The sequence below is a fragment of the Streptomyces sp. PH10-H1 genome (assembly GCF_030063355.1).
Classification (GTDB): domain Bacteria; phylum Actinomycetota; class Actinomycetes; order Streptomycetales; family Streptomycetaceae; genus Actinacidiphila.
On record NZ_JASISZ010000095.1, the window covers coordinates 1 to 25,861 of the forward strand.

At 70.5% G+C, this 25,861-nt stretch carries 19 protein-coding genes and 2 pseudogenes; 13 read left to right on the forward strand and 8 right to left on the reverse strand.

What is annotated here, in order from left to right; genetic code table 11:
• Positions 1 to 431 precede the first annotated feature (431 nt).
• On the forward strand, positions 432 to 1,052 hold the full coding sequence (locus QMK24_RS35915; RefSeq protein WP_283471069.1) for an acyltransferase family protein: 621 nt from the start codon (positions 432 to 434) through the stop codon (positions 1,050 to 1,052).
• Between the two features lie 27 nt (positions 1,053 to 1,079).
• Here the strand turns inward: QMK24_RS35915 and QMK24_RS35920 are convergent.
• Positions 1,080 to 1,427 (reverse strand): annotated as a pseudogene (locus tag QMK24_RS35920) (LysR substrate-binding domain-containing protein); the annotation flags it as partial.
• Between the two features lie 46 nt (positions 1,428 to 1,473).
• Between QMK24_RS35920 and QMK24_RS35925 the strand changes: the two are divergent.
• The 4 genes and pseudogenes from QMK24_RS35925 (at position 1,474) to QMK24_RS35940 (ending at position 5,461) form a co-directional block, all read left to right on the forward strand.
• Positions 1,474 to 2,289 (forward strand): class I SAM-dependent methyltransferase, encoded by an 816-nt coding sequence (locus QMK24_RS35925; RefSeq protein WP_349307952.1) that lies wholly within the window; start codon positions 1,474 to 1,476, stop codon positions 2,287 to 2,289.
• Between the two features lie 527 nt (positions 2,290 to 2,816).
• A complete protein-coding gene (locus tag QMK24_RS35930) occupies positions 2,817 to 3,620 on the forward strand; it encodes a GNAT family N-acetyltransferase (protein WP_283471070.1) in 804 nt (267 codons plus the stop codon).
• 149 nt (positions 3,621 to 3,769) lie between these two features.
• Positions 3,770 to 4,560, forward strand: a pseudogene (locus tag QMK24_RS35935) (lysophospholipid acyltransferase family protein).
• Positions 4,561 to 4,798: 238 nt separating this feature from the next.
• Entirely contained in the window at positions 4,799 to 5,461 is a 663-nt protein-coding gene (locus QMK24_RS35940) for a ScbR family autoregulator-binding transcription factor (protein ID WP_283471071.1), read from the forward strand.
• Here the strand turns inward: QMK24_RS35940 and QMK24_RS35945 are convergent.
• Positions 5,403 to 6,167, reverse strand: a complete 765-nt coding sequence (locus QMK24_RS35945; RefSeq protein ID WP_349307951.1) for a ScbR family autoregulator-binding transcription factor — start codon at positions 6,165 to 6,167, stop codon at positions 5,403 to 5,405. The genes QMK24_RS35940 and QMK24_RS35945 overlap by 59 nt on opposite strands.
• Positions 6,168 to 6,371: 204 nt before the next feature.
• On the opposite strand from QMK24_RS35945, the gene QMK24_RS35950 reads away from it, so the two are divergent.
• Together QMK24_RS35950 and QMK24_RS35955 are read left to right on the forward strand one after the other, a co-directional pair.
• On the forward strand, positions 6,372 to 7,313 hold the full coding sequence (locus QMK24_RS35950; protein WP_283471072.1) for a ScbA/BarX family gamma-butyrolactone biosynthesis protein: 942 nt from the start codon (positions 6,372 to 6,374) through the stop codon (positions 7,311 to 7,313).
• Positions 7,243 to 8,280, forward strand: coding sequence for an NAD-dependent epimerase/dehydratase family protein (locus QMK24_RS35955; protein ID WP_283471074.1), 1,038 nt, complete (start codon positions 7,243 to 7,245; stop codon positions 8,278 to 8,280). Before QMK24_RS35950 ends, QMK24_RS35955 begins: the two co-directional genes overlap by 71 nt.
• A gap of 78 nt (positions 8,281 to 8,358) precedes the next feature.
• Here the strand turns inward: QMK24_RS35955 and QMK24_RS35960 are convergent, their stop codons facing one another.
• Positions 8,359 to 11,169, reverse strand: a complete 2,811-nt coding sequence (locus QMK24_RS35960; RefSeq protein WP_283471075.1) for a helix-turn-helix transcriptional regulator — start codon at positions 11,167 to 11,169, stop codon at positions 8,359 to 8,361.
• Positions 11,170 to 11,637: 468 nt separating this feature from the next.
• Here QMK24_RS35960 and QMK24_RS35965 point away from each other — a divergent pair, with 468 nt between their 5' ends.
• Positions 11,638 to 12,525, forward strand: coding sequence for an AfsR/SARP family transcriptional regulator (locus QMK24_RS35965; RefSeq protein ID WP_283471076.1), 888 nt, complete (start codon positions 11,638 to 11,640; stop codon positions 12,523 to 12,525).
• Positions 12,526 to 12,600: 75 nt separating this feature from the next.
• On the opposite strand, the gene QMK24_RS35970 is transcribed toward QMK24_RS35965, so the two are convergent.
• Positions 12,601 to 13,488, reverse strand: a complete 888-nt coding sequence (locus tag QMK24_RS35970; protein WP_283471077.1) for an ROK family protein — start codon at positions 13,486 to 13,488, stop codon at positions 12,601 to 12,603.
• Between the two features lie 170 nt (positions 13,489 to 13,658).
• Here QMK24_RS35970 and QMK24_RS35975 point away from each other — a divergent pair, with 170 nt between their 5' ends.
• The gene (locus tag QMK24_RS35975; RefSeq protein WP_283471078.1) at positions 13,659 to 13,880 is read left to right on the forward strand and encodes a DUF5988 family protein; all 222 of its coding nucleotides are present in this window, start codon (positions 13,659 to 13,661) and stop codon (positions 13,878 to 13,880) included.
• Between the two features lie 84 nt (positions 13,881 to 13,964).
• Here QMK24_RS35975 and QMK24_RS35980 read toward each other — a convergent pair whose 3' ends face one another.
• Both QMK24_RS35980 and QMK24_RS35985 read right to left on the reverse strand, forming a co-directional pair.
• Positions 13,965 to 14,723 carry a thioesterase II family protein gene (locus tag QMK24_RS35980; RefSeq protein WP_283471079.1) on the reverse strand — a complete coding sequence of 253 codons (759 nt, stop codon included), beginning with the start codon at positions 14,721 to 14,723 and terminating at the stop codon, positions 13,965 to 13,967.
• 14 nt (positions 14,724 to 14,737) lie between these two features.
• Complete coding sequence (locus QMK24_RS35985; RefSeq protein ID WP_283471080.1) at positions 14,738 to 15,175, reverse strand: type II 3-dehydroquinate dehydratase; 438 nt, start codon at positions 15,173 to 15,175, stop codon at positions 14,738 to 14,740.
• A gap of 299 nt (positions 15,176 to 15,474) precedes the next feature.
• Here QMK24_RS35985 and QMK24_RS35990 point away from each other — a divergent pair, with 299 nt between their 5' ends.
• The 3 genes from QMK24_RS35990 to QMK24_RS36000 are packed head-to-tail and all read left to right on the forward strand — an operon-like array spanning position 15,475 to position 18,507.
• Positions 15,475 to 16,641: a DegT/DnrJ/EryC1/StrS family aminotransferase gene (locus QMK24_RS35990; RefSeq protein ID WP_283471081.1), complete on the forward strand. Its 1,167-nt coding sequence runs from the start codon at positions 15,475 to 15,477 to the stop codon at positions 16,639 to 16,641.
• A complete protein-coding gene (locus tag QMK24_RS35995; protein WP_283471082.1) occupies positions 16,638 to 17,828 on the forward strand; it encodes a Gfo/Idh/MocA family protein in 1,191 nt (396 codons plus the stop codon). Before QMK24_RS35990 ends, QMK24_RS35995 begins: the two co-directional genes overlap by 4 nt.
• On the forward strand, positions 17,806 to 18,507 hold the full coding sequence (locus QMK24_RS36000) for an HAD-IA family hydrolase (RefSeq protein ID WP_283471083.1): 702 nt from the start codon (positions 17,806 to 17,808) through the stop codon (positions 18,505 to 18,507). The genes QMK24_RS35995 and QMK24_RS36000 overlap by 23 nt, the downstream gene beginning before the upstream one ends.
• A 108-nt stretch (positions 18,508 to 18,615) precedes the next feature.
• On the opposite strand, the gene QMK24_RS36005 is transcribed toward QMK24_RS36000, so the two are convergent.
• Positions 18,616 to 19,656, reverse strand: a complete 1,041-nt coding sequence (locus tag QMK24_RS36005) for a 3-dehydroquinate synthase family protein (protein WP_283471084.1) — start codon at positions 19,654 to 19,656, stop codon at positions 18,616 to 18,618.
• Positions 19,657 to 19,754: 98 nt separating this feature from the next.
• Entirely contained in the window at positions 19,755 to 20,570 is an 816-nt protein-coding gene (locus tag QMK24_RS36010; RefSeq protein WP_283471086.1) for a lantibiotic dehydratase C-terminal domain-containing protein, read from the reverse strand.
• A gap of 312 nt (positions 20,571 to 20,882) precedes the next feature.
• On the opposite strand from QMK24_RS36010, the gene QMK24_RS36015 reads away from it, so the two are divergent.
• Positions 20,883 to 25,861, forward strand: a 4,979-nt coding sequence (locus QMK24_RS36015; protein WP_283471087.1) for a beta-ketoacyl synthase N-terminal-like domain-containing protein, incomplete at its 3' end; no start/stop codon positions are given.

Here is a 25,861-nt window from a genome sequence, read left to right on the forward strand (position 1 = left end):
CCAGCTCGGCAACCAGACCGTCATCCACAGCATCCACGGCGGCCTCCCCGGCCTCGATGTCACTCATCACGTCAGCCATCAACTGTCGCTTCCAGCTCGGGAGTTACACCGTTAACCGTACAGACCCGCTGCACGCATCCGGACGCCAGACACTGAAACAACCTTTGTCGCAGCGCGGTCCATATCGCCGCGAGTCATGAGATTGAAAAAACAGTGCTGCTCGTCCAGTCCCCGCCCTCGCAACGCCCCGCAGACCTCCCCGTCGCACCCGCGTCGGCGCACTCTCGTAGCCCGCCCCTGGTGCCGCCCGGGAGCATGACCCGTTCTTCGACAACGCCAAGCTGCTCGCGCTCGTACTCGTCGTGTGCGCTCCTGTGGCGGCTCACCGCTCCGATCTGGGCCATGCTGCGGGCCCCAGTCACCATCGCGTAGTGATCTCCCTCGCCAGTGGCGCCTTCACGCTGGGCGCTCAGCTCTCCGTCACCAGGACCCTGCAGTTCCTGCCGTTCTTCGTCATTGGTCTGGTGCTCCAGCCCACGCACTTCCAGCGGCTGCGGCAGGCCCGGTGGCTGCGGTTCGCCGCTGTACCGCTGTTCGCGATCGCGGGCGTCCTGGCGTACTGGCTTGTGCCACGGATGCCATTGCTGTGGGTGTATCGCAGCGGGAGCGCGGCAGAACTGCATGTGTCGTACGGGCACTGGCTCGCCGAATCAGTCGCGATCTTCCTGGCCGGGCTGGTGCTGACCGCCGCCTTCCTGGCGCTGGTGCCACGTCGCCGCATGTGGTTCACGGGCCTCGGCGCGGGCACCATGTACGCCTTCCTCCTGCACACGTTCATCCACCATGCCCTGGCCTACGCGGGCGCGTACGACAACGCCTTCTGGCACGGCACCGCCGGGCAGGCCGTACTGACCGCGGGCTCGACCGCCCTGGCGCTGGTGCCGTGCACCGCCCCCGTCCGCAGGATCCTGCGCCCGCTGGTGGAACCGCGAATGGACTGGCTGTTCCGCCGGGAAAGCGACAACGGAGCCCGCACGGCTCGCACGACCTGAAGGTCGGGACCTGCGCGGCGCCGCCGCTCAGCGCGGCAACAGCTGACCCCGCCGGCTCAGCAGGAACTTCTTGAACGCCGCGACGGGCGCGGTGTCCGGATGGCCGTCGAGCCAGGCGACCCCGATGTAGCGGACCGCGCGCGGCGCGGAGACGGTCAGCTCGACCACGCCGGGCCGCGGCACCGCCGGGGGCGGAAGCAGGGCCACGCCGAGCCCCGCGGCCACCAGACCCCGCAGCGTCTCGGCCTCCTCGCCCTCGAACGCGACCTTCGGCACGAACCCGGCCTCCGCGCAGAGATCGTCGGTGATGCGCCGCAGACCGTACCCCGGTTCGAGGGCGACGAACAGATCCCCCGCGGCCTCGTCCAGCCGCAACAGCTATCCGCAGGTGCGCGTTCTGCTCGCCGACGCGGAGGAAGGCATGCGCGCGCACGCCCCCTACGACGCCATCCTGGTCACCGCCGGGGCCTGGGACATCCCGCCGGCGTGGATCGCGCAGCTGTCCGCGGGCGGACGGCTCGTCGTGCCGCTGCGGATGCGGGGCCTGACCCGCTCAGTGGCGTTCGAGCGTGTCGGGGACCACTTCGCCAGCACTTCGGCACTGGTCTGTGGCTTCGTGCCCATGCAGGGTGCCGGAGAGCACCAGGTGCAGTTGCTGCTGATCAACGGTACGGACGAGATCGGCCTGCGGTTCGACGACGGACTGCCGGCCGACCCGGGCCTGCTGGACAACGCTGGGCGCACGCAGCGAGCGGAGATCTGGACCGGGGTGACGGTCGGGCGTAAGGAGCCGGTCGGCACGCTCCAGTTGTACCTCGCCACGGCGCTCCCCGGGTTCTGCGTCATGGCCGTGGACCCGGACCTCGACACCGGGCTGGTCTCCCCGAACAACCGCTCGTTCGCTCTGGCCGCCGTCGACGAGGGCAACTTCGCGTACCTCACCACGCGCCGCACGGCCGACGACAAGTCCGTCGAGTACGGGGTCCACGCCTTCGGCCCCCAGGGCCCCGCGTTCGCCGAGGCGGTAGCCGAGCAACTGCGCACCTGGGCCCGGGAACACCGCGGCGGGCCTGGCCCGCATATCGGCGTCTACCCGGCCGCCACTCCCGATGACCAGCTGCCAGGCGATCGGGTCATCGACAAGAAACACTGCCGGGTCACACTCTCCTGGCCCACGGCTGCGAACGCTGCCGAGGACCAGGCCGTCCAGCACCATCCCACCGAGCAAGGAGAGTGATCGACATGAGCAACATCGGCATCCCGGGCGGCGCCACGGCGCTGGCCGAACGGACGGACATCGACGACCCGGCCTGACGGGTCAACACGCTGCTGGTGTGCCGGGCAGACAACCACCTGCCCAGCCCACCAGCAGCACCTCGCGCAACGCATGTACCAAGGGAGGACCCGTGGCATCTGGATCACCAGTCAGCTACCGATGGCGGGCCGGTGCGCTGCCCGACGAAAGCTGAACCCGGTGTCCTGAGCCGCCACCGGTGGCGGCTCAGGACAAAGGCACATTCGCCGGCTGTTTCGATTCTTTCGAATTGAGGTAGTCCAGGGGCCCCGTCAACGGACGGTAACCATCGAATGGGGCGACCGGACCACCGGCGCTGCCTGAACGCTCCAGCGGTCCGCACCCCCGGTGGGAGCGCGGCCTGCCCGATGCCAGGGTTTGACCCATGGCGACCAGGCATTCAGTCATCCCACATCGCGGCGCCCGGTAATGGTCACGTCAAGTCCAGCCGGCGCTGTGATGAAGGAGCCATGACGACCCTGGAATCCCTCGCCACCGCCGTCCCCGAGGCGGCTGCCCTCTCCACCACCCTTCCCCGCCCTCGCTACTCCGTGTCGCTGGCCCGGAACGCGGCCGATGTGCGGGCCGCGCAGCGGCTGCGCCACCAGGTGTTCGCCGGCGAGATGGGAGCGCTGCTCGACTCCCCGGAACCCGGTCTGGACATCGACCCCTTCGACGCCCACTGCGACCACCTGATCGTCCGCGAGGACGCCACCGGCACGGTCGTCGGCACCTACCGGCTGCTGCCGCCGGAACGCGCCGCCGCGGCCGGGCGGTTGTACGCGGAGAGCGAGTTCGACCTCACCCGGCATGCCGGCATCCGCGGCGACCTGGTCGAGGTCGGCCGGTCCTGCGTCCACCCCGACCACCGGGACGGAGCGGTGATCGGCCTCATGTGGGCCGGTACCGCCCGCTATCTGGTGCGGACCGGCCACAACTGGCTGGCCGGCTGCTGCTCGGTGCCGCTCGCCGACGGCGGGACCTCCGCCGCCGGGGTGTGGGACACCGTCGGGGCCCGTCACCTGTCGCCGGAGGAGTACCGGGTGCGGCCGCACCGCGCCTGGGATCCGGCCGGCCTGGAACGTCCGCGTCCCGGCGGCCGCAACGCCCTCCCGCCGCTGCTGCGCGGCTATCTGCGACTTGGCGCCTGGGTGTGCGGCGAGCCCGCGCACGACCCGGACTTCGGCGTCGCCGACTTCTACGTGCTGCTGTCGCTGCGCCGGACCGACCCGCGCTATCTGCGGCACTTCCTGTCGCTCGCCCCCGCGCAATGAGACTCTCGACGCGCTCGGCGCCCGCCGCGACGATGACCACCGCGACGCCGGCCACCGTAGCGCCGTCGGGTCCCGCCTCAGCACTCCCCGCTGCCCCCTACTGGCTGCCGAGCGCGCCCTGCACGCCCGGGGACTGCGTGACCGGGCCGATGGGCGCCGTCGGGCGGCCGCGCCAGGTGGCGCGCTGCGCGGCGGGCATCGGGATGGTGGCCGCCGGGCTCGCTCTCGCGCCGCTGGCGCGCTGCTGCCGTCCGGCGCTGCGGGACCGGCTCACCCGCGCCTGGGCCAGGACCGTGCCCACCGCCTTCGGGGTGCGGGTACGGATCCGGGCGTCCGGCGGGGCGGAGCGCATCCCCTCGGGCGGTGTGCTGGTGGTGGCCAATCACATCTCCTGGCTGGACATCCCCCTGGTCGCCGCCGTACGCCCGGCCCGGATGCTCGCCAAGAGCGAGGTCGCGTCCTGGCCGGTTCTGGGGCCCCTGGTGTCCCGCGGCGGAACCCTCTTCATCGAACGGGACCGGCTGCGCGCCCTGCCCGGTGTCGTGGCCTCGATCGCCTCGGTGCTGCGCGAGGGCGCCGCGGTCGTGGTCTTCCCGGAAGGCAGCACGTGGTGCGGGCGGCGGCAGGGCCGCTTCCATCCCGCCGTGTTCCAGGCGGCGCTGGACGCGGGGGTCGCGGTGCAGCCCGTCGTGATCCGGTACCGCGTCCAGGGCGCGGGGGCCCGGCCACGGCGGCGGCCTTCGTCGGCGAGGACACTCTGGTGGCCTCCCTGCTCCGGGTGACCGCCGCCCGCGGCCTCGTCGCCGAGGTCTCCGTGCTGCCCCCGATCCCGCCCGGCACCCACCACGACCGCCGCTCCCTCGCCCGGGCCGCCCAACGGGCCGTGACCGTGCCGGACGACGACCCGCCGGTACGGCACAGGCCGCCGCCCGGCGTCTGATCAGGCACGGGCCGCCGCCCGGCGTCTGAGATCCGAAGAGGTCGTTGTGCATGATCGCCATCCTCACCCGGAGGCACCGGCTCCGCCAGGCCTATGACCTTTGGCCTGCGAGGGAACGCGTCCGCATGATCCCTTCAGTGGCTCATAGTCGACTTGACGTACCAATCGACCGGTTTTATTTTATATACAGTTGGCCGACTCGGCGTGGACGTGCGGTGGACGGCCCCTGGAGGTGGCTATGGTCAAGCAGGAGCGAGCGGAGTACACGCTGCGGCGGATCGTGCTGGCCGCGTCCGAGCAGTTCGACAGCGGCGGTTACTCGAGGACCAGCCTGGACACCATCACGAAGGCGGCCGGGGTCTCCAAGGGCGCCTTCTACTTCCACTTCTCCTCGAAGGATCAACTGGCCGAGGCCGTTCAGCGGCACAGCCGGGATCTCTTCGACGACCTCATGGAAGAACTGGGCCGGTTCGACGAGTCACCACTGCAGGTGCTCATCGACTCCACGCACGGGCTCACCCGCCTGCTGGCCTCGGAGCCCTCGGTCCGCGCGAGTATCCGCATCGCGCGGGAACGGACCCGGCTGGAGCAGCCGTCAGCGCTGGACTTCTACCGCGCCTGGCGCGAGGAGGTCCGGCAGCTGCTGCGTACGGCCGCCCAGCACAAGGAGTTGCGGGCCGGCATCGTCCAGACGTCGACCGAGGTACTGGCCAGCGCCATGGTGTCGTGCGTGGAGACGCTCTCCTGGCTGGGCGTGCCGCCGGACGACGCCTCCCGGCGGCTGACGGAGCTGTGGGACATCCTGCTCCCGGCCATCACGCCGGTGGACCATATCGACCGGTTCAGGACGTCGCCGCCTGTGGAATGCGGCGTGACGTGCCTGCCGGCGCCGGTCCCGTAGCCGGCTTGGCGGACCCGGCGGACTTGGCGGGTGCGGCGGTCCTGGTGGCCGAGGCGGCAGCGGCGGGCTTCGCGGGTGCGTCGGCCGGGACGGCCTCGGAGCTTCCGTCGGGAAGGAAGCGCTGCATCCGGCGAGGTGGAACGAGCGCCGGCAGGAGCAGCGCCCACATGTCCGTGGTGCGCCGGGTCAGGTCCTGCCGCCCGGTGAGCACCTCCGAGGTGAGCTGGAGGCCCGTCCAGCAGCCGACGATGAACTTGGCCACCGCGTCCACATCGACCTCGGGCTTGACGTCCCCTCTCCCCTGCGCCTGCGCGAGACAGTTGCGGAACAGATCGATCCAGGTGATGTACGGCGTGGGGTTGGCGCCGCTGAGCGTGCTCTGCTCGACCACCAGCCGGATACCGGCACGTACCCGCTCGTTCTCCTGCAGACTCTTCGCCATGCTGTGGAGCAGGTCGATCACCGTCTGGACGCCAGGGCGCTCAACGTTCTGAAACGGGCTCCACACGGCGAACTGCTCGGCGATGATGGCCTCTCGGAGGGCCTCCTTCGAGGCGAAGTGGAAGTAGAGCGCCCCCTTCGTCACCCCCGCCTCCTTGACGATGTCGCTCAGGCTCGTTCCCCGGAAGCCCGCGACGTCGAAGGCCCGGGCCGCACCGTCGAGGATCGCCTCCCGGGTGACTTCCGCGCGTTCCTGTCTGGCCATCACAACCTCCTGGGATCGGGGGCAGACATGATCCGATCTTCCATCATGTCTGCCCGTAACCGCGAGCACTAGTGCCACTAATTCTTCTCACACTCCCGCCGAAAAACCAACTACCTGGTATTGTTTTGCTCGCTGCACCAGCGCCCCTCAAGCACATGCTTGACATTTGCCCTGTTCAACACACGTACAGGAGTCCAGATGCGCGTGGCCATAACAGCCGACCGTGCGGAACTTTCTCCCGCCAATATCGGGGAGCCCGACCTCTTTCTACGAACAGTGCCGCGCACCTTCGTCCACCGGTCAGCCGTCTCGGAGGTGCTCCTCACGGGCATCCAGGAGACCGGGCCCGACCGATTCAGGATCGGGGCCCAGTGGCCCCGCAGTCACAGCTACTACGGCCCGGTCCGCCGGCGCTGGCACGACCCCGTGCTGCTCGCGGAGACGATCCGGCAGATAGTACTGCTCATAGCCCACGACGCTTTCGGGTTGCCGCTGGGGTACCACTTCCTCTCCCACAGCACGTCCTACGACCTCGACGTGGACGGGGCGGTCCTCACGGACCGGCCGGCCGATGTCCTGCTCGATGTCCAGTGCCTGAACATCAAGCGCCGCGCGAAGATGGTCAGCGCGTTCTCGGTCGAGGCCCAGTGCATCCGCGACGGCCGGGTCATCGGCTCCACGCGGATGTCGCTGAGCTGTGTTTCGGATGCCACGTACCGCAGGCTGCGCGGCGACAAGTCCGACGCCGTACCGCTGCGTGTCCTGCCCGCGCCGGTGGCCCCCGAACTGGTCGGCCGCCGCTGGGAACACGACGTGGTGCTGGGCGACACCGGTGTCGACCGGGTGTGGACCCTGCGGGCCGATCCGGACCACCCCGTGCTCTTCGACCACCCCGTGGACCATGTCCCCGGGATGGCCGTGATGGAGGCCGCACGGCAGGCCTCGCTCGCCGCCCTCCAGCGGCCCGACGGGCTGGCTCTCGGCTGCGACGCGACGTTCAGCCACTATGTCGAGTACGACACCACCTGCCTGGTGACGGCGACCGTCGAATCCCCGGGGCTGCTCGGGTTGAACAATGTCTCCGTCCGCTTCGACCAAGGTGGCGTCACCGCCGCGACCTGCGGTGTCACGGTCCTTGCCGACTGAGGGCGGAGCGATTCTGATCGCCGGGGGTACCGGCTTCATCGGCAGCGCAGTACTGCACGAGCTGCTGGCACCGCGCGGATCAGAAGCCTCTCCGACCGAGATACGCGTGCTGTCACGCCGTCCGCTTCCCGGCTGGATGGTGGCCGCGGGAGTCCGCAGGACCGCCGCCGACCTGAGGGACGCGACGACGCTCCGGGGCAGCTGTGACGGCGCGGATACGGTGCTTCACCTCGCCTCCTATGTGGGAAAGGATCCCGCCCTGTGTACAGCAATTAACGCCCACGGCACTCGAGTCCTGCTTGAGGAGGCCCAACGGGCCGGTACGAACCGGGTCGTATACGTCAGCACCGCTTCCGTATACGGGCCAGGGCCGCACCGGGGACCGACGGAAGCGCAGTTGGTTCCGGCTCCGGCCTCGGCCGCCAGCGCGTCGCGCCGGCGTGCCGAAGAGATGGTGCTCAGCGGAGGGGGCATCGTCCTGCGGCCCAATCTGGTGTACGGACCGGGAGACCGCTGGTTCGTGCCCACCTTGTGCCGGCTGTTGCGGAAGGTCCCCGTCTGGCCCGAGGGCGGGACGGCACGGACGTCACTGATCGCGGTCCAGGACCTGGCCCGGGTGATCACGGGTCTCGCGGGCCGCGTCTGGACCCCGGACCTCGATTCCGTCTATCACGTCAACCATCCCCGGCCAACGGTACTCCGCGCCCTGGTGGCGGAACTGTCCCGCAACCTGGAGGTCCGGCCGCCGGGGACCGACCTCCCGTACGACGCACACCGGGAGCTGACAGCGCGGGTACTGCCCGAACTGTCCGCGCACCAGCACGGGCTGCTCACCCAGGACCACTGGTACGAGAGCAGCCGGATCTGGAAGCAACTCGGGCTCGCGCCCGGCCTCGGCTTCGCCGCCGGGTTCGCGGCCAGCGCACCGTGGTACCGGCGGCATCTCGCCGCGCTCAACCGCACGTGACCCACCACGGGTGACCGTCCGATGGACGGTTCGTCCTCAAGCGCCGGACGGGCTGAATTCAGCCCGTCCGGCGCTTGGCTAGGCGGCGCCGCCGCTGGAGCTCAGCACCTCGGCGCCGCCGCCCACTCCCAGCTCGACCGGCAGATCCCGGCGGCTGTTCACGTCCAACTTCCGGAAGATGCGCGTGAGATGCTGCTCCACCGTGCTCGGCGTGATGAAGAGCTTTCCGGCGATCTCACGGTTGGTGTAGCCCCGCACCGCCAGCGCGGCGACCCGGCGCTCCGATCCGGTCAGCGCGGCGGACTCGGCCGCGGACTCCGCCACCGACGGGCTGTCCTCGACCTCGTCGGGGAGGGAGAGCAGCGACTGGCTCAATGAAGTGGCGCCGCACATGCCCGCCAGGTGGCGTGCCCTGCGCGAGTGCATCCTCGCCCGCCGGCTGTCACCGACCTGGTAGTACGCGTCACTGAGATCGGCGAGCGCGCGGGTCTGCTCGTACTGGTTGCCGCACTCCTCGAACAGGTCGAGGGCCTCCGTCAGCATCTGCGGGCGCCGCTCGGCGGGGCTCGTGGCGGCCAGCAGCCGCAGAGCGGTGCCGCGCGCCTCGGATCCGGTGGTGCCGGGCCGTCCCAGCTGGTCGTAGGCGAGCCGCCTGGCCTGCTCACGGTTGCCCAGCTTCAGCCACGCCTCGGCGGCGCTGGTGCGCCACGGACCGATGCCCGGCACGTCGATGCCCCAGCGGCGCATCAGCTCACCGCACGAGCGGAAGTCGGCGAGCGCGGCGTGGTAGTGCTCGGTGGCGAGGTGGTGGTGGCCGCGGGCCAGGAGGTAGTACAGCCCGTACCGGCTCTGGAACATCGCCTTGGGCACCGAGCGGGCGAGATATCCGGCGGCCTCGTCGTAATGGCCCAGCCTGGTGCTGGCCAGCACCAGGCTGCCCAGCGGAAGGCCGATCGCGACCCCCCAGGCGTTGGGCGTCAGGTGATCCAGCGCCAGTTGGGCATGGTCGACCGCCGTGGACAGCTGGCCGAGGCGGATGGCCGCGTCGGCCCGTACCGCCGAGAGCAGCGCCAGCCGTGTCGGCGAGTAGGGCGTGTACGGCTCGGTCAGCAGCCGGTCGCACCAGGCCGCGACGGAGTCGGAACGGCCCGCTGAGGTCAGCACCGACAGCGCGAGCAGCATGGGCTCCTCGGCCCAGGCGTCGCCGTGCACCGCGTGCCCGTCCCGCAGGATCTGTTCGGCGTGGCCGGCGACCTCATGGCTCCGGCCGGTCACCAGCGCGCCGGCCAGCAGCGCCGTCGGGCGGCACCACGGGTCCTGCTGCGGAGCCGGTGCGGACTCGGCCGGGCGGGGCGAGCCGGGCTGCGGCTGCCGCCTGCGCGCGAGCGTCGGATGGGTCCAGGCCAGCCACAGTTCGGTGTCGTGCAGTTCGGCCGCCGCTTCGCTGTGCGGCTCCATGGCGGTGGCGCGGAGCTTCTCCAGCAGATCCGCCGCTTCCTCGGACCGTCCGTTCCACAGCAGTTGGCGGACCAGGGCGACGCTGTCGCACCCGTCGAGAGCGCCGGCCTCCGCGGCCTCGGTCAGCGACTCCAGGTGGCGGTCGGCCGCCGCGGGGTCGCTGCGCCAGCGCACCCGTACGAGCTTGGCTTCGATCGACGCGCGCTCGGGGCTGTCCTGCGGGCAGTGCCGGTGGGCGGTCTCCAGGGCCGCTACGGCCTGTTCCGTCCGTCCGGTGAGAAGGTTCTGCTCGGCCGCTTCGAGCAGCAGGCCCATGGCCCACGCCTGCGGCGCCCGGTCGGCCTCCACGAGCAGCCGGGCGACCTGGGTCGCCGGACCCCCCTGTTCGTACAGGATCTCAGCCGCCTTGCCGTGCAGTTCGGCCCGCTCCTGAGGGGGCAGGTCGTCCAGGATGCCGATCCGGGCGATCTCGCTCCGGAAGGTGCCGTCGTCACGCAGCAGTCCGGCCGCCGTCATCAGGCGAAGGGCGTGAGCGGCCTGCTGCGGCTCGACCCCGGCCAGCCGCCCGGTGCGCTCCGGTGAGGACGCCTCACCGAGCACCGCCAGCGCCCGCGCGGTCCTCAGCAGCACCGCGTCGCCCCGGCGCAACTGCCGGAGCACGGCCCGGCCGTAACCCTCCTTGCGGACGCCGCCGGTCGCGGTGTGATCCTCGATCAGCGCGTGCAGAAGGGGCAGATTCCCGCCACTGCACGCGTGGAACTCCGGGCCGAGCCGTTCCGCCGTCGGCTCGTCGAAGTGCCCGGACAGCAGCTGAACCGTTCCTTCCTCGGACAGCGGCGCCAGCAGGATCCTGCCGGCGTGGGGCTGGTCGAGAAGTTCGGCCCGGAACGTCGGATGGGAGGGCGGCAGCTCCGGGTTGCCCGTCAGGACGACGAGGATGCGGGCCGAACCCAGGCGGCGGGCGAGGTAGAGAAGGCAGTCCAGGGACCGGGGGTCCGCGTGCTGGATGTCGTCGATTCCAATGAACACGGGTGCTTTGTCAGAGAGTTGCAGAAGAAGGCGGACCAGTTCATGGAGCAGCTGGGCCGTCTCCGGCCCGATGTGTTCCGGATCGGCTCCCTCGGCCGCCGCCCCGGGGGCGGCGCGCTGCAGCAGCTCATCGGCTTCGGCGGCCACGCTGTCCGGCACCGTCGAGCTGCGGAAGAGCTGGCCGAGCACGCTGTAAGGGAGCGCTTGTTCCGCGCGGGAGCAGGAGGCGTGGAGTACCGGCCCGCCGCCGAGCGCGGCGCGCTCGGCAACCTGGCGCAGAAGTTCCGTTCTGCCGCTCGCCGACGGTCCGTCCAAAAGGATGACGTGCCCTTTTCGCAGTGCGCATTCCGCCAGTAGTTGATTCAGGTGCTCGTTGTGTTCTGCACGCTCGACCAGTTCCACTGGCCACCTCCCGTTGTATGCAGGTTCCAATTCCAGCAACACAGCCGGCGAATCTTCCCGGCGCGCTCCGCATTTGGCGGCAACTCGGGACGCTAGCAACCCCTCAAGGGGCCGAGGTGTCCCTGCGCCCACTGCCCGGGAACCGTCCGCCCATCGGCTCGCCGGACGCGCCTCGGACGGCTTCGCGGAGCCTTCGGGGCGGTCCGGGAATCCTGGGAGGGGGTGGACCGCCTCCTCGGCCGTCCGCAAGGAACCTACGTTCCCACAGGTCAGAGACTTGATCTACTACCTGTGCGGCAACTTCCGCAACCGGCACCGCCATTGGATTGACAAACGGGTCGATCGGTTTGTTTACTGTAGGGGGACGAGATGGTCGGTACGTACGGCTGTCGGCCGGACCACCGCGCCCCGTCGGGTCGTGCGGGGAAGTGCGCGCCAACTTGCCGTCGCGGACTGGAGTGAGTAAGTGTGCGATTCAATTTACTGGGACCACTCGAAGCATTTGAAGGAGACGCCGAAGTCCCGCTGGGCGGCGTCAATCAGCGAAGCGCTCTCGGATTTCTTCTCCTGCACGCGAACACCGTCGTTCCCACCAGCAAGCTGGTAAACGCACTGTGGGGCTACGACGTGCCGGTGACATCGCGGAAGATGATTCAGAACGCGATTTCAGGGCTCCGTAAGCTCATCGCCGAGTACGCGGGACCCGAGGGCACGGCCTCGCTGGTCACCTGCGCCCCGGGCTACCGGCTGCGGATCGACGAGGACTGCCTCGACCTCATCCGCTTCCGGCGGCTGGAGCAGCAGGGCAGGGCCGAACTGGCGGCCGGGGACCAGGAGTCAGCGGTCCGCTCCCTGCGCGCGGCACTGGCCGTGTGGCGGGGGCCCGTGCTGGCGGATCTGGCGGAGACCGGCATCGCCTGGCCCGAACTCGATGTGGTGCGGAACGCCCGGCTGGCGGTCTTCGAGGACTGCGTACGGATCGAACTGGACCTCGGCAGGCACCATGAACTGCTCGGGGAGCTGGAGGCCATGGCAGCGGCGGAACCGACGCGGGAGCGGCTGTGCGGACTGCTGATGCTGGCGCTCTACCAGTGCAGCCGGCAGTACGACGCGCTGGCCGCGTACCAGCGCACCCGGGCGGCGCTGCTCAACAGGTTCGGCCTCGACCCCGGCCGGGAGCTGCAGCAGCTGGAGCGCTCGATCCTCAACCAGGACCGGACGCTCGCCCCGGCCACCCGGCCGGAGCCGCAGTGGACCCGGCGGATTCCGGCGCCGACCGGTCGGTGCACCGGGACGCGGACGGTCACCCACGCCGGCCGGCGGGTGCGCCCGCCGCACCGGTACGGACGTCCGTGAGCGGGTGCGGCCGTGGGCCGGGCGGCCGTCAGTGCACCCGTACGTCTGAGAGCTCCAAACGCAGGTGACGCGGGATCAGCGACCGCGCGCCAGCAGCACCGCGCCGTGGAGCGAGGAGAGGCCGCCCAGCATCGCCCGCCGCACCGGGACCCGCGGTCCCCCGGGCCGCACCAGACGGTCCACCTGCCGGGCGACGGCCGGCACATAGCCGGGCAGTGCGGTGGCGAACCCGCCGCCGACGACCGCCAGTTCGGGATGCATCAGCTCGCTCAGTCCGGTCACGGCGGCCGCCAGCGCGGCCGCGCTCTCCTCCATCGCCTCCAGCGCCCAGCCCGCACCGTCCTCGCAGGCCGCCCGGAGCTCCGCGAACGTGACGTCGCCGCCGCGTAGTTCGGCCGCCCGCCGAAGCGTGGCAGGGCCCGAGGCCACCGACTGGACGCATCCCCGCCGCCCGCAGTCGCAGAGCCGCCCCGCCCGGTCGACGACCATATGGCCGACCTCGCAGGAACCGCGGTCCGGGCCGGGGCACAGCCGTCCGTCGAGCACCACCCCGCCACCGATGCCGGTACCGACGCCGAGATAGACCAGGTTCCGTACGCCCGCCGAATCGGCCTCCGCCATCGCGGCCAGATCCCCGTCGTCCGCGCTGCTGATGCTCGTGCCCGGAAGAAGGGCGCGGAGTTCCCCGTACAGGTCGAGCCCCTGCCAGTACGGCCTGTTCGGCCAGGCCACCACGCGCCCCGCCCGGTCCAGCGTCGCGGGCATCGCCACCCCGGCCGCGGCGATCGGCCCGGGCCGGCGCTCCCGCAGCCCGGCGATGCCCGCCGCGAGGGCGGCCATGTCCCGCGCGATGTCGCCGGGACCCGGCCAGCGGAAGACGCCCTCCCCGGCCTCGGGGGCCTCGGCGCTCTCGATGCGGAGCGCGACCTTGGTACCGCCGACATCGATACCCAGATAACTCATGCTGCCCTCCAGAGATCCAGAAATCGGATACCGGAAGTCTGACATCCATTGCACGGCGGCCGGTGGCCGCCGGTCGCCGGCCGCGGAATCAAGGGAGAGTTAGGGGGTTCCCGCTGTGACGTACAGCTCATACATTGACATCAGGCCTTCTTTCACAGGAGTTGGGGAATATGAAGCCAGCAAACGTGAACACCATCCTGCGCGGCGGATCCATGGGAAGCAAGCCCGTCGATGAACGCCTGTTCCATGTCAAGGATCCGGCCGAGGACGTCCTCAAGATATTCCTCGGAAATCGCTACGAGCACTATTACCCGACCGTCGATGTGGAGGAACTGGACGGCCGTGCCCTGCACATATTCGACTGGAGTCACAACACCTACGTCGCGGAGTGAGTTCCAGGAGACAGGAGCGACGGAAGCACGATGGAGGGGGGAACCGGTCGGTTCCCCCCTCCATCGTGCGTGCCGCTCACGTTCTCACCGCATATGGGGTTCCAGGACGGCGCGCAGCCGCTCGGTCACCGCCCGCTGGTGCTCCGCCAGGTAGAAGTGACCGCCGCTGAAGACATGCAGGCCGAACTCGGCGGTGGTGTGCGCGCCCCAGGCCCGCGCCTCCTCGATCGAGACCCTCGGGTCGTTGTCACCGACCAGTACCGTGACCGGGCAGGAGAGCACCGCGCCCGGGTCGCACCGGTAGGTCTCGACCGCCTTGTAGTCGTTGCGCAGGGCGGTCAGCGTCAGCGCGACGAGTTCCTCGTCCTGCAGCATCGTCTCGTCCGTGCCGCCCAGCAGCCGGACCTCCGCCAGGATGGCCGCGTCGTCGAGCCGGTGGATGCCTTCCCGCCGGTCGGTGCGGGGCGCGCGGCGGCCGGAGGCGATCAGCGCCACCGGCGGTGTGCCGTCACGTTCCAGCCGGCGGGCGACCTCGAAGGCGATGGTCGAGCCCATACTGTGGCCGAACAGGGCCAACGGGCGGTCCACGTAGGGGCGCAGGGCCTCGGTGACGTGATCGGCGAGGCCGCCGATGTCCTGGACGGGCGCCTCGTGCCTGCGGTCCTGCCGGCCGGGGTACTGCACGGCGAGCGTCTCGACCTCGGGGCTCAGCGCCGCGGAGAGCGGATGGAAGTAGGTGGCGGAGCCGCCCGCGTGTGGCAGCGCGACCAGACGAATACGGCTCTCCGGCGCTGGATGATAGCGCCGGATCCACGCTTGGTTACCGGTGGCCGTGCCCTGCATGTGTGTCGCTCCTGTCACTTGTCGTTGACCAGCGCCAGCAGGGCGCGGGCCCCGAGCCGGTATCCCAGCGCTCCGAGCCCGACGACCACACCGTCAGCGAGCGGCGCGATGACCGACTCATGGCGGAACTGCTCCCGGGCCCAGACGTTCGACAGATGCACTTCGATCCAGGGCCGGGGGTAGTTGGCCAGGGCGTCGCGCAGGCTCCACCCCGCGATCATGAGGGCACCCGGGTTCACGATCGCACCGACCGTGTCGTAGCTCTCATGGATCGTGCGGACCAGATCGCCCTCCGTATCGCTCTGGTAGGAGATCACTTTCCAGTCCCGGCCCGCCACTTCCTCCTGAATGGCCTCCTCGATGTCGAGCAGGCTGTCGGTTCCGTACACGTCGGGCTCACGCTGCCCCAGGATTCCCAGGTTGGGCCCGTTCAGCAGGAGTATCGCGCTCATGATTCACCTCGCGCAGCGGTTCAGGATTCACGGACACTGGCTATGCCCCGTCAACTTTGTATCAGGAACCCGCGATCGAGCGGGAATCCCGCTGACCCTTCCCCGGAACGTAAGGGGGAAAGAGGGGACCCGGTAGGGGATGGGAAGTGTCGTCTTCACCGAGGTAGCGTGATATCTGCCCGGATCAGAATTCACCGCCGCAGTGGCGACCACCGAAGATTAGCGCGCTGCGGCGGTGGATTTCCAGTCTCCCGGTTCGCGTCAATCGTCGAAATCGTCGAAAGAAGGAACAGATCATCATGAATGATCGTGCGCAGAAGTTCTCGGACCTCCCTCAGTGGCCGCAGTTCGGCGACGAGGAGCGAACCGGTCTGATACGCGCTCTGGACCAGGGCCAGTGGTGGCGCATGGGCGGCAGTGAAGTCGACTCCTTCGAGCGCGAGTTCGCCGAACATCACGGTGCCGTGCGCGCGCTGGCCGTCACCAACGGCACCCATGCCCTCGAACTCGCCCTGCAGGTGGCCGGGGTCGGCCCCGGCAGCGAGGTCATCGTGCCGGCCTTCACCTTCATCTCCTCGTCCCAGGCCGCACAGCGTCTGGGCGCCGTCGCGGTGCCCGTCGACGTGGACCCGGACACGTACTGCATCGATGTGGCGGCCACCGAGGCGGCCATCACCTCCAGGACCCGCGCGATCATGCCCGTCCACATGGCCGGTCACTTCGCCGACATGGACGCGCTGGCCAAGCTCTCCGCGGACTCCGGTGTGCCGCTCGTGCAGGACGCGGCGCACGCCCACGGCGCGCAGTGGCAGGGCCAGCGGGTCGGTGAGCTGGGCTCGATCGCGGCCTTCAGCTTCCAGAACGGCAAACTGATGACCGCGGGCGAGGGCGGCGCGGTGCTTTTCTCGGACGAGGCGTCCTATCAGGAGGCGTTCCTGCGGCACAGCTGCGGCCGCTCGCGCACCGACCGCAAGTACTTCCACACGACCTCCGGGTCGAACTTCCGGCTCAATGAGTTCTCGGCCTCGGTGCTGCGCGCCCAGCTCGGCCGGCTGGACGGGCAGATCGCGACCCGCGAGCAGCGCGCGCCGCTGCTCGCGAGCCTGCTCGCCGAGATCCCGGGCGTGGTGCCGCAGTCCATGGACGAGCGGGTCACCGTCAATCCGCACTACATGTCGATGTTCCGGATCCCCGGAATCGCCGAGGAGAAGCGCGACGCGCTCGTCGACCAGCTGATCGCGCGGGGGCTGCCGGCCTTCATCGCCTTCCGGGCGATCTACCGGTCGGACGGCTTCTGGGAGACGGCGGCCCCCGCCGAGACCGTCGACGAGCTGGCCGCCCGGTGCCCCAACACCGAGGCCATCAACGCCGACTGCATCTGGCTGCACCACCGCACACTGCTCGGCACCGAGCAGCAGATGTACGAGGTCGCAGCCGCCGTCGCCGACGTCGTCACCCGGGCATGACCGGCCGCGGGCCGACCGGGCATGCAGGCGCCCCGGTCCGTACGGCCGTGGTGGGCCTGGGGTGGGCGGCGAAGTCGATCTGGTTACCGCGGCTACGCGAGCACCCGTCGTTCGTGGTCTCCGCCGTGGTGGATCCGAGCCCGGCGGCGCGCGACGCGATGACCCACGGCAGGACCGGTACCCAGCTGCTGTCCGATGTCTCGGAGCTGGACCGGAGCACGATCGACCTCGCGGTCGTCGCCGTGCCCAACCATCTGCACAGCGCGGTCGCGTGCCGGCTCCTCCACATGGGCATCCCGGTGTTCCTGGAGAAACCGGTGTGCCTCAACTCCGCGGAGGCGGAGCAACTGGCGGTGGCGGAGGCCGCGAACGACGCCGTGCTGCTGGCGGGAAGCGCGGCCCGGTACCGCGCGGACATCCAGGTGCTGCGCGACGTCATCGACAAGGACCTGGGGCAGATCCGGCACGTGGAGCTGTCCTGGGTGCGCGCCCGGGGCGTACCGAACGCGGGCGGCTGGTTCACCCAGCGGCAGTTCGCGGGCGGCGGGGCGCTGCTCGACCTCGGCTGGCACCTGCTCGACACCGTCGGTCCCATCCTGGGTCCCGTCGGCTTCGACCAGGCCGTCGGCACCGTCTCCGACGACTTCGTCAACAACGCGTCCTCGCGGGCGGCCTGGCGGCGCGACATGCCCGCCGGCTGGCAGGAGGACGGCGACGTCGAGGACACCGCGCGCGGCTTCCTGGTGACCGAGGACGGGGTGTCGGTGGCCATAAGGGCCAGCTGGGCCTCGCACGAGCCGCACGATGTCACCCTCCTGCGGGTCGACGGCAGCGCCGGCACCGCGACGCTGCGCTGCACCTTCGGGTTCAGCCCCAACCGCAAGCACGGGTCGACGCTGACCCGTGTCCAGGACGGCATCACCACCGAGGTGGCGCTGCCCGACGAGGAGATCGGTACGGAGTACCTCCGTCAGCTCGACGACCTTCCCGCGCTGCTCGCCGATCCCGCGAGCAAGGGCAGGACCGTCGAGGAGGTCCGCCGGACGATCTCCGTCATCGAACGTATCTACCGCTCGGCCCACAAGGCCCGCTCCGATGCGCGTTCCGCGACCCGGACGGCACGCACGGACGCGTATCCCTATCTACTCAACACGGGGGGCAACCATGCCGAAGAACCCGACAGGTGATTCCTGGCCCTATCCCGCGCTGCTCGCGCGCCATCGCATACGGGCGGTGGTCTTCGATCTCGACGGGGTGCTGGTCGACAGCTATGAGGTCATGCGTCAGGCCTTCACCACCGCCTACGCCGAGGTCGTCGGCGACGGTGAGGCGCCGTTCGAGGAGTACAACAAGCACCTCGGACGGTTCTTCCCGGACATCATGCGGATCATGAACCTGCCGCCGGAGATGGAGACGCCGTTCGTCCGCGAGAGTTACCGGCTCTCCGGTCAGGTGCGGCTCTTCGACGGCGTGCCCGAGCTGCTGATGGAGCTGCGCGACCGCGGTATCAAGATGGCGGTCGCCACCGGCAAGAGCGGCCCCCGCGCCCGCGCGCTCCTGGACCAGATCGGTGTGCTGTCGATGTTCGAGCAGGTGATCGGCTCCGACGAGGTGGCCCGTCCCAAGCCCGCGCCGGACATGGTCGAACTCGCCCTGTCCGTGCTGGGAGCACACCCCTGGGAAGCGGTGATGGTCGGGGACGCGGTGACCGACCTGGCCAGCGCCCATGGCGCCGGGGTCGCGGCCGCCGCCGCGATGTGGGCCGATACGGACGAGGCCGCGCTGCTGGCGGCCGGTCCGCAGGCCGTACTGCGCAGGCCCTCGGACCTCCTGGTGCTGTGCCCGGCCACCGTGCCGGTGGGCTGAGCCCGGCCCAGGCCACCGACGGCCCCCTGAACGCATGTTGGCCCGGACGCTGCAACGTCCGGGCCAATCCTTGCGTTCCGCGATGGTACGTCGTTCATGACGTGGGGTTCAGGACGTGGGCCGGGGCATCGCCTCCAGGCATCCGGCGACGACGGCTTCCGGTACGTCCTGCACCAGTTCCACGCCGCGCGGTCCGTCGAGGACGAAGGCCAGCCCGCGGCTCGCCTTCTTGTCCCGGCGCATGTAGCGGATGAGATCCAGCGGGTCGAGCGCGGCCGGCACCCCGGTGGGCAGCCCGTAGCTCTCCACCACCTCCAGGTGTTCGGCGACGCGCTCCCCGTCGATACGGCCGAGCGCCCCGGCGAGCCGGCCGGCGAACACCGTGCCGATCGCCACCGCCTCACCGTGCCGCAGCGCGAAGTCCGTCGCCAGTTCCAGCGCGTGGCCCAGCGTGTGACCGTAGTTGAGGATGTGCCGCAGTCCGGTGTCCCGCTCATCGGCGGTCACGATCGACGCCTTGAGCGACACGCTCGCCGCGATCTGCTCGTGCAGCGGCAGACCGCGCAGGTCCCCGGCCCCGATGAAGTGGCACCGCGCCAGTTCCCCGTAGCCGTTCACCCGCTCCGCGTCGGGGAGGGTCGACAGGAAGTCGGTGTCGCACAGCACCGCCCTGGGCTGCCAGTACGCGCCGACCAGGTTCTTGCCCTCCGGCAGGTTCACCCCCGTCTTGCCACCGATACTCGCGTCCACCTGCGCCAGCAGCGAGGTGGGCAGGTGCACCACGGGGACGCCCCGGTGGAAGAGCGAGGCCGCGAGCCCGACGGTGTCGGTGGTGGTGCCGCCGCCGCACGAGATGACGACATCACTGCGGGTGAGCCCGAACCGGGCGAATTCCCCACAGAGTTCACCGACGGTGTCCAGGGTCTTGTCCTGCTCTCCGTCCCGCGCGTCCAGCCACAGGGTGGGGACGCCCGGATCGGGCACCGACGACGCGGGCCGCGCCGAGACGACGGCCGCCCGCCGGGCGCCGAGCCGTGCCACCATCTCGGGGAGCAACTCGCGTACGCCCGGACCGATATGGACGGTGTACGCGCGGTCGCCGCCGAGGTCCACCTCCACCTGCCGGTGCGGCGCCTGCGTCGGGCTCATTCCGTCTCCTCTCTCTGCGTCGTCGTGACCGGGATCGTCACGAACGGGATCGTCATGGCCGGGATCGTCATGGCCGGGATCGGCCGGGATCGGCCGGCTCACGCGGTCTGGAGCGCCGCGGCCGGAACGGCCAGCGGCAGGTGGTCGCGGCCCGAAGGGCTGAGCGACGCCCGCACCAGCCGTGCGGCCAGCGCCTCCGTGACGGCGGGGATGCCGAGCCGGCCGTGGGTCAGATGGGCATGGTCGAACAGGTGGTAATTGACCGGCGCGCCCTCGTTGGCCCACTGGCCGGTGGTGACCCGGTGCAGAGTGACGAGGTAGCGGTACCAGCGGTCCGCGACGGCGTTCCGCATGGGGGGAGCCAGCACGGCGAGCAGTGCGGCGGACTCCTCGAGTTCCGCCTGCCCCGACAGTTCGGTGCGCTGATCCGGGGTCAGGCCCTCGGTCCAGTTCTGCCAGCACTGGAAGAGAAATGCACGCCGTTCCCGTTCCGGAACAAGGGCGACCAGATGACGCAGGTGAAGAATGGCCAGCGCCAGCTGCTCATCCGGCGTGTATCCACTGCCCTGCATCAGCTCGAGCGCCAGGTCACTGGAGGCCGTTGCGAGATCGTCGGTGAATTCGATGTCGCAGGCGTGCGGATGCTGCGTCACCATCTGCGGGAAGTGCTCGAATTCGATCGGGCGGCCGGGCGCCGCGCATTCTCCCTGTATTCGCTCCTCTATTTCGCGCAGTACACGTGTGCCGCCGCCGAACCAGAGGGCGAGGCCGGGCGCTGCGGGCTGGTCGATGCGGTGGAAGAACCACCGGCTGTCGGCGTCCGCCCTTCGGAAGCCGCGTACCAGTTCAGGGAGTGTGGATGGCACTCCTGGGGTGACACCGCCGCGCCCGTCCGTCCGTTGCGGAGCAGGCATACGGCAGAAGATCCAGCTGTACGTCATGACGGATTACCTCACTTCGTTTTTAGCCGTGATCCCATGCGGAGAAGGCTGAATTTACTCTTACTCGACCCGCTCCACTACCCCAGTATCCTTGACGGATACGGGCATGTATGGATAGTAGACCTGGACGGATGACCCCCTCTGTTGAACACTCATCAGAATTTCCAGGGGGCTCAAGTCAGGGTTCTCTTAGGGGGGCTTCCAGGGGTTCCGATAATTCCCCGATCAACGAGACTGGGACATGCGAGATCCGCGTCGTCAGTCCGTATCGAGGGGTGTGTTGACATGCTGCGTACCGAGCTGATCCGACCGTTGCCGGAACTGCTCAAGGAGCATGCGAACCGTTTCGGGGACAAGGTCGCCTTCAGCGACTCCCGGCGCGACGTCAGCTATGCGGAGTTGGAGAAACGTACCGGACGGATCGCCGGGCATCTGGCCGCGCTGCGGCTGCAGCCCGGCGACCGGGCGGTGATCTATCTCGGCAACTGCGTGGAGACGATCGAGAGCTACCTGGCCATCACCAGGGCCTCCGCCATCGGCGTGCCGCTCAATCCGAGGTCCACCGATACCGAACTCGGCTATCTCCTCGATGACAGCGGCGCCCGGGTGGTCATCACCGACGCGGCCCACATCGGCCAGCTCCGTCATGTGCTCGGCGAACGCCGCACTGTGCGGATCGTGGTCACCGGCGGCACGGGTATCCCGGTGGACGCACCCGCCGGGACGGTGGCGTTCGAGACGCTGGCCGGCTCGGAACCGGCGGTACCGGCCCGGGACGACCTCGGTCTGGACGACCTCGCCTGGATGCTCTACACCTCCGGCACGACCGGCAAGCCCAAGGGCGTGCTGTCCACGCAGCGCAACGGGCTCTGGTCGGTCGCCGCCTGCTACGCGCCCATCCCCGGACTCACCTCCGAGGACCGGGTGCTGTGGCCGCTGCCGCTCTTCCACAGCCTGTCGCACATCGTGTGCGTGCTGGGCGTGACGGCGGTCGGCGCCTCCGCCCGTATCGTCGACGGCTTCTCGGCCGACGACGTTCTGCAGGCCCTGGAGGAGGAGAACTCCACCTTCCTCGCCGGTGTGCCGACCATGTACCACTACCTGGTCAGGGCCGCCGCCCGGAAGGGCTTCCAGGCCCCTCAGCTGAGGATGTGCCTGGTCGGCGGTGCGGTCACCACTGCCGCCCTGCGCACCGCCTTCGAGAAGGCCTACGGGGCTCCGCTGCTCGACGCCTACGGCAGCACGGAGACCTGCGGCTCGATCACCATCAACTGGCCCACCGGCGCCCGGGTGGAGGGCTCCTGCGGGCTGCCCGTCCCCGGCGTCAACGTGCGCCTGGTGGACACCAGGACCGGCGTGGAGGTGGGCACCGGGCAGGAGGGCGAGGTCTGGGTCAGCGGCCCGAACGTCATGACCGGTTACCACAACAATCCGCTGGCCACCGCGGAGGCGCTGCAGGACGGCTGGTACCGCACCGGTGACCTGGCCCGGCGCGACGAGGCCGGCTACTTCACCATCACCGGCCGGATCAAGGAACTCATCATCCGGGGCGGGGAGAACATCCACCCCGTGGAGGTCGAGGAAGTACTGCGCACCGTGCCGGGTGTCGCCGACGCCGCCGTGGTGGGCACCCCGCACGACGTGCTCGGCGAGGTGCCCGTCGCCTTCCTCGTGCCGGGTCCCGGGGGACTCGACCCCGAACTCCTCTATGCCGCCTGCCGGGAGAAGCTCGCCTACTTCAAGGTCCCCGAGGAGCTCTACGAGATCGCCCGGATACCGCGCACCCAGTCCGGCAAGATCACCCGGCACAAGCTGCTGGAACAGCCGATGCGGCTGCGCGCCGCCAACAGCAGCCACTTCGAGTCGCTGCTGCGCCTCGACTGGGTCCCGCTGCCCTCCGTCCCCGGGCCCGGGGACCACCCCTCGCACTGGACCGTGACCGGTCCCGACGTCACCGCGCTGGAGACGAATCTGGAGGAGCGGCTGGCGCGCACCCTGGCCGCCGGGGAACCGGTGCCCGACGCGGTGGTGTTCTCCCCCGACGTCGCACCCGTCTCGTCCGGCGTCGCATCCGTCTCGTCCGGCGGCCTCGCCGAGTCCGTGCAGCGGACGGTGCGGGAACTCGCCGCCGCCATGGACGCCTGGCTGGCCGACAGCCGGCTCTCCGGCACCCGGCTGGCGGTGGCCACCCGCGGCGCGGTCGCCGCGGGCCAGCGGGAGACCCTCCATAATCTGGCCCATGCCCCCCTGTGGGGGCTCGTTCGCTCGCTCCAGGCCACCCATCAGGACCGGATCGTACTGCTCGACCTCGATGACACCCAGGAGTCCCTGGACGCGCTGCCCGCGGCACTCGCCGTCGCGCTGTCGTCGGACGAGACCCAGCTGGCGGTGCGCTCCGGGATCCCGCTGCAGCCGCGCCTGGCGCGGGTGCCCAACACCACCGATCCCGCCACTCCCCCGGTGGTCGACCCGGACCGCACCGTGGTGGTCACCGGCGCGGACAGCCCGCAGGGCGCGGCCCTCGCACGGCACCTCGTCTCCGCGCACCACGCCCGCCATGTGCTGCTCATCAGCGCCAACGGCGTGGCGGACTACAGCACCGCGGCCCTGCACGGCGAGTTGACGGCGCTCGGCGCCGCCGTGACGCCCGCCGCCTGCGACCTGACCGACCGCGCCGCGCTCGCGGCCGTACTGGACCGTGCCGAACGCCCGCTGACCGCGGTGGTGCACGCGCACTCCTGGCAGGAGGCCGTCGCGCACCGGCCAGGGCGTCCGCTGGAATCCGCGGTCGCCGCCCTGCTGAACCTGCATGAGCAGACCCTCGGCCGCACCCCCGCGACCTTCGTCCTGCACTCCTCGGCCGACGGCATCCTGGGCGCGGCGGGTGAAGGCGAGCGCGCGTCCTACACCGCCTTCGCCGACGCGCTGGCCCAGCACCGCGCCGACCGCGGCCTGCCCGCGCTCTCCTTGGCCTGGGGGCCGTGGGAGCAGACGGAGCCCGCCAACGCGGCGGACGGCACGGCCCGCTCGGAGGGTACGGCCCGCACGGACGGTACGGAGCAGCCGGGCGATCCCGGCCGCGAGCAGGCCGCCGGTGTCGGCACGCTGGACGCGCGCGCCGGACTGGCCATGTTCGACGCCGCCCACATGACCGGGCAGGCGTTCCTGCTCCCGATGGCGCTGGACACGGCGCGGATCGCCACCGGCGAGGTCCCGCCCCTGCTGCGCGGCCTCATCGACACCACCCCCGGCGCCGCCAGCTCGGACGAGCGGCGGGCCGACGCGCTGCGCAAGCGGCTCGGCCGGCTGTCCGACGCCGAGCAGTTCCGGCTGCTGCTCGACATGGTGCGCACCGAGGCGTCCCGGGTCCGGGAGCTGGGCGGGATCTCAGCGATCGGCCCCGAGCGCGCCTTCAAGGACCTCGGGTTCACCTCCCTGCACGCCGTGGCCCTGCGCAACCGGCTGACCGAGGGCACCGGGCTGAAGCTGCCCGCCACCCTCGCCTTCGACTACCCCCGGCCGAACGCCGTCGCCCAGCAGCTCCGCAACCTGCTGATGGGCGTCGAGACCGCTCCCGAGGAGCTGCAGCCCGAGGTCGTGGGCTCCGACGAGCCGATCGCGATCGTCGGGATGGCGTGCCGGCTGCCGGGCGGGGTCTCCTCGCCCGAGGAGCTGTGGCACCTCGTCGAGCAGGGCGTCGACGCCGTCTCCGGCTTCCCCGAGGACCGCGGCTGGAACCTCGGGGAGCTCTACGACCCCGACGGCAGCCGGCGCCGCACGTCGTACGTCCACGAGGGCGGCTTCCTCTACGACATGGCCGACTTCGACGCGGACTTCTTCGGGATCTCGCCGCGTGAGGCCGTCGCCATGGACCCGCAGCAGCGGCTGCTGCTGGAGACCTCCTGGGAGACCTTCGAGCGGGCCGGCATCGACCCCGCAACCCTGCGCGGCGGCAACGTCGGCGTGTTCTCCGGCGTGATGTACCACGACTACGGAACCCATGTGGACCAGGCGCCCGAGGAGTTGGAGGGCTATCTGGCGACCGGCACTGCGGGCAGCGTCGCCTCCGGCCGGGTGTCGTACACCCTCGGTCTCGAGGGACCCGCCCTCACCATCGACACCGCCTGCTCGTCCTCGCTCGTCGCCATCCACCTCGCGGCGCAGTCGCTGCGCAACGGCGAATGCACGATGGCCCTGGCCGGCGGCGTGGCCCTGATGTCCCAGCCGACGTCGTTCGTCGAGTTCTCCCGGCAGCGGGCGCTGGCCGCGGACGGCCGGTGCAAGGCGTTCGCCGAGGCGGCGGACGGTACCGGCTGGGCCGAGGGCGTCGGCCTGCTCCTCGTGGAGCGGCTCTCCGACGCACAGCGGCTCGGACACCCGGTGGTCGCGGTCATCCGCGGCTCCGCCATCAACCAGGACGGCGCCTCCAACGGCCTCACCGCCCCGAGCGGCCCCTCGCAGCAGCGGGTGATCCGGCAGGCGCTCGCCAACGCCCATCTGTCATCGGCGGATGTCGACGCCGTCGAGGGGCACGGCACCGGCACGACGCTGGGCGACCCGATCGAGGCGCAGGCGCTGCTGGCCACGTACGGCCAGGACCGCGACCCGCAGCTTCCGCTCTGGCTCGGCTCGCTGAAGTCCAACATCGGCCACGCACAAGCCGCGGCCGGCGTCGCCGGAATCATCAAGATGGTTCAGGCGATGCGTCATGGGGTGCTGCCCAAGACCCTGCACGTCGACCAGCCCTCCACCAAGGTCGACTGGTCGGCGGGCGCGGTGGAACTGCTCACCCAGGCGCGGCCGTGGCCCGAGACCGACCGTCCGCGCCGCGCGGCGGTGTCCGCGTTCGGTGTCAGCGGCACCAACGCCCACGTCATCATCGAGCAGGCCCCGCCCGTCGAATCCGCGCCGCGCGAGAACGGCGGCCCGGAAGGCCCGGTGGCTCTCACGCTGTCGGCCAAGTCTCCCGAAGCGCTGCGCGCCCAGGCCGGCCGGCTGCTGGACCTCCTCGAAACCGGCACCGACCACGATCTGCGGCTCAGTGACATCGCCTACGCACTGGTGAACTCCCGCGCGGCGCTCGACCAGCGCGCGGTGGTCACCGCCACCGACCACGCCCACGCGGTGGCCGGTCTTGAGGCCCTGAGTCTGGGTGAGCCGGCGTCCAACGTCGTGACCGGCACCGCCGACACCGACGGCAAAACCGTCTTCGTATTCCCCGGCCAGGGCTCGCAATGGACCGGCATGGGCGCCCAACTCCTCGA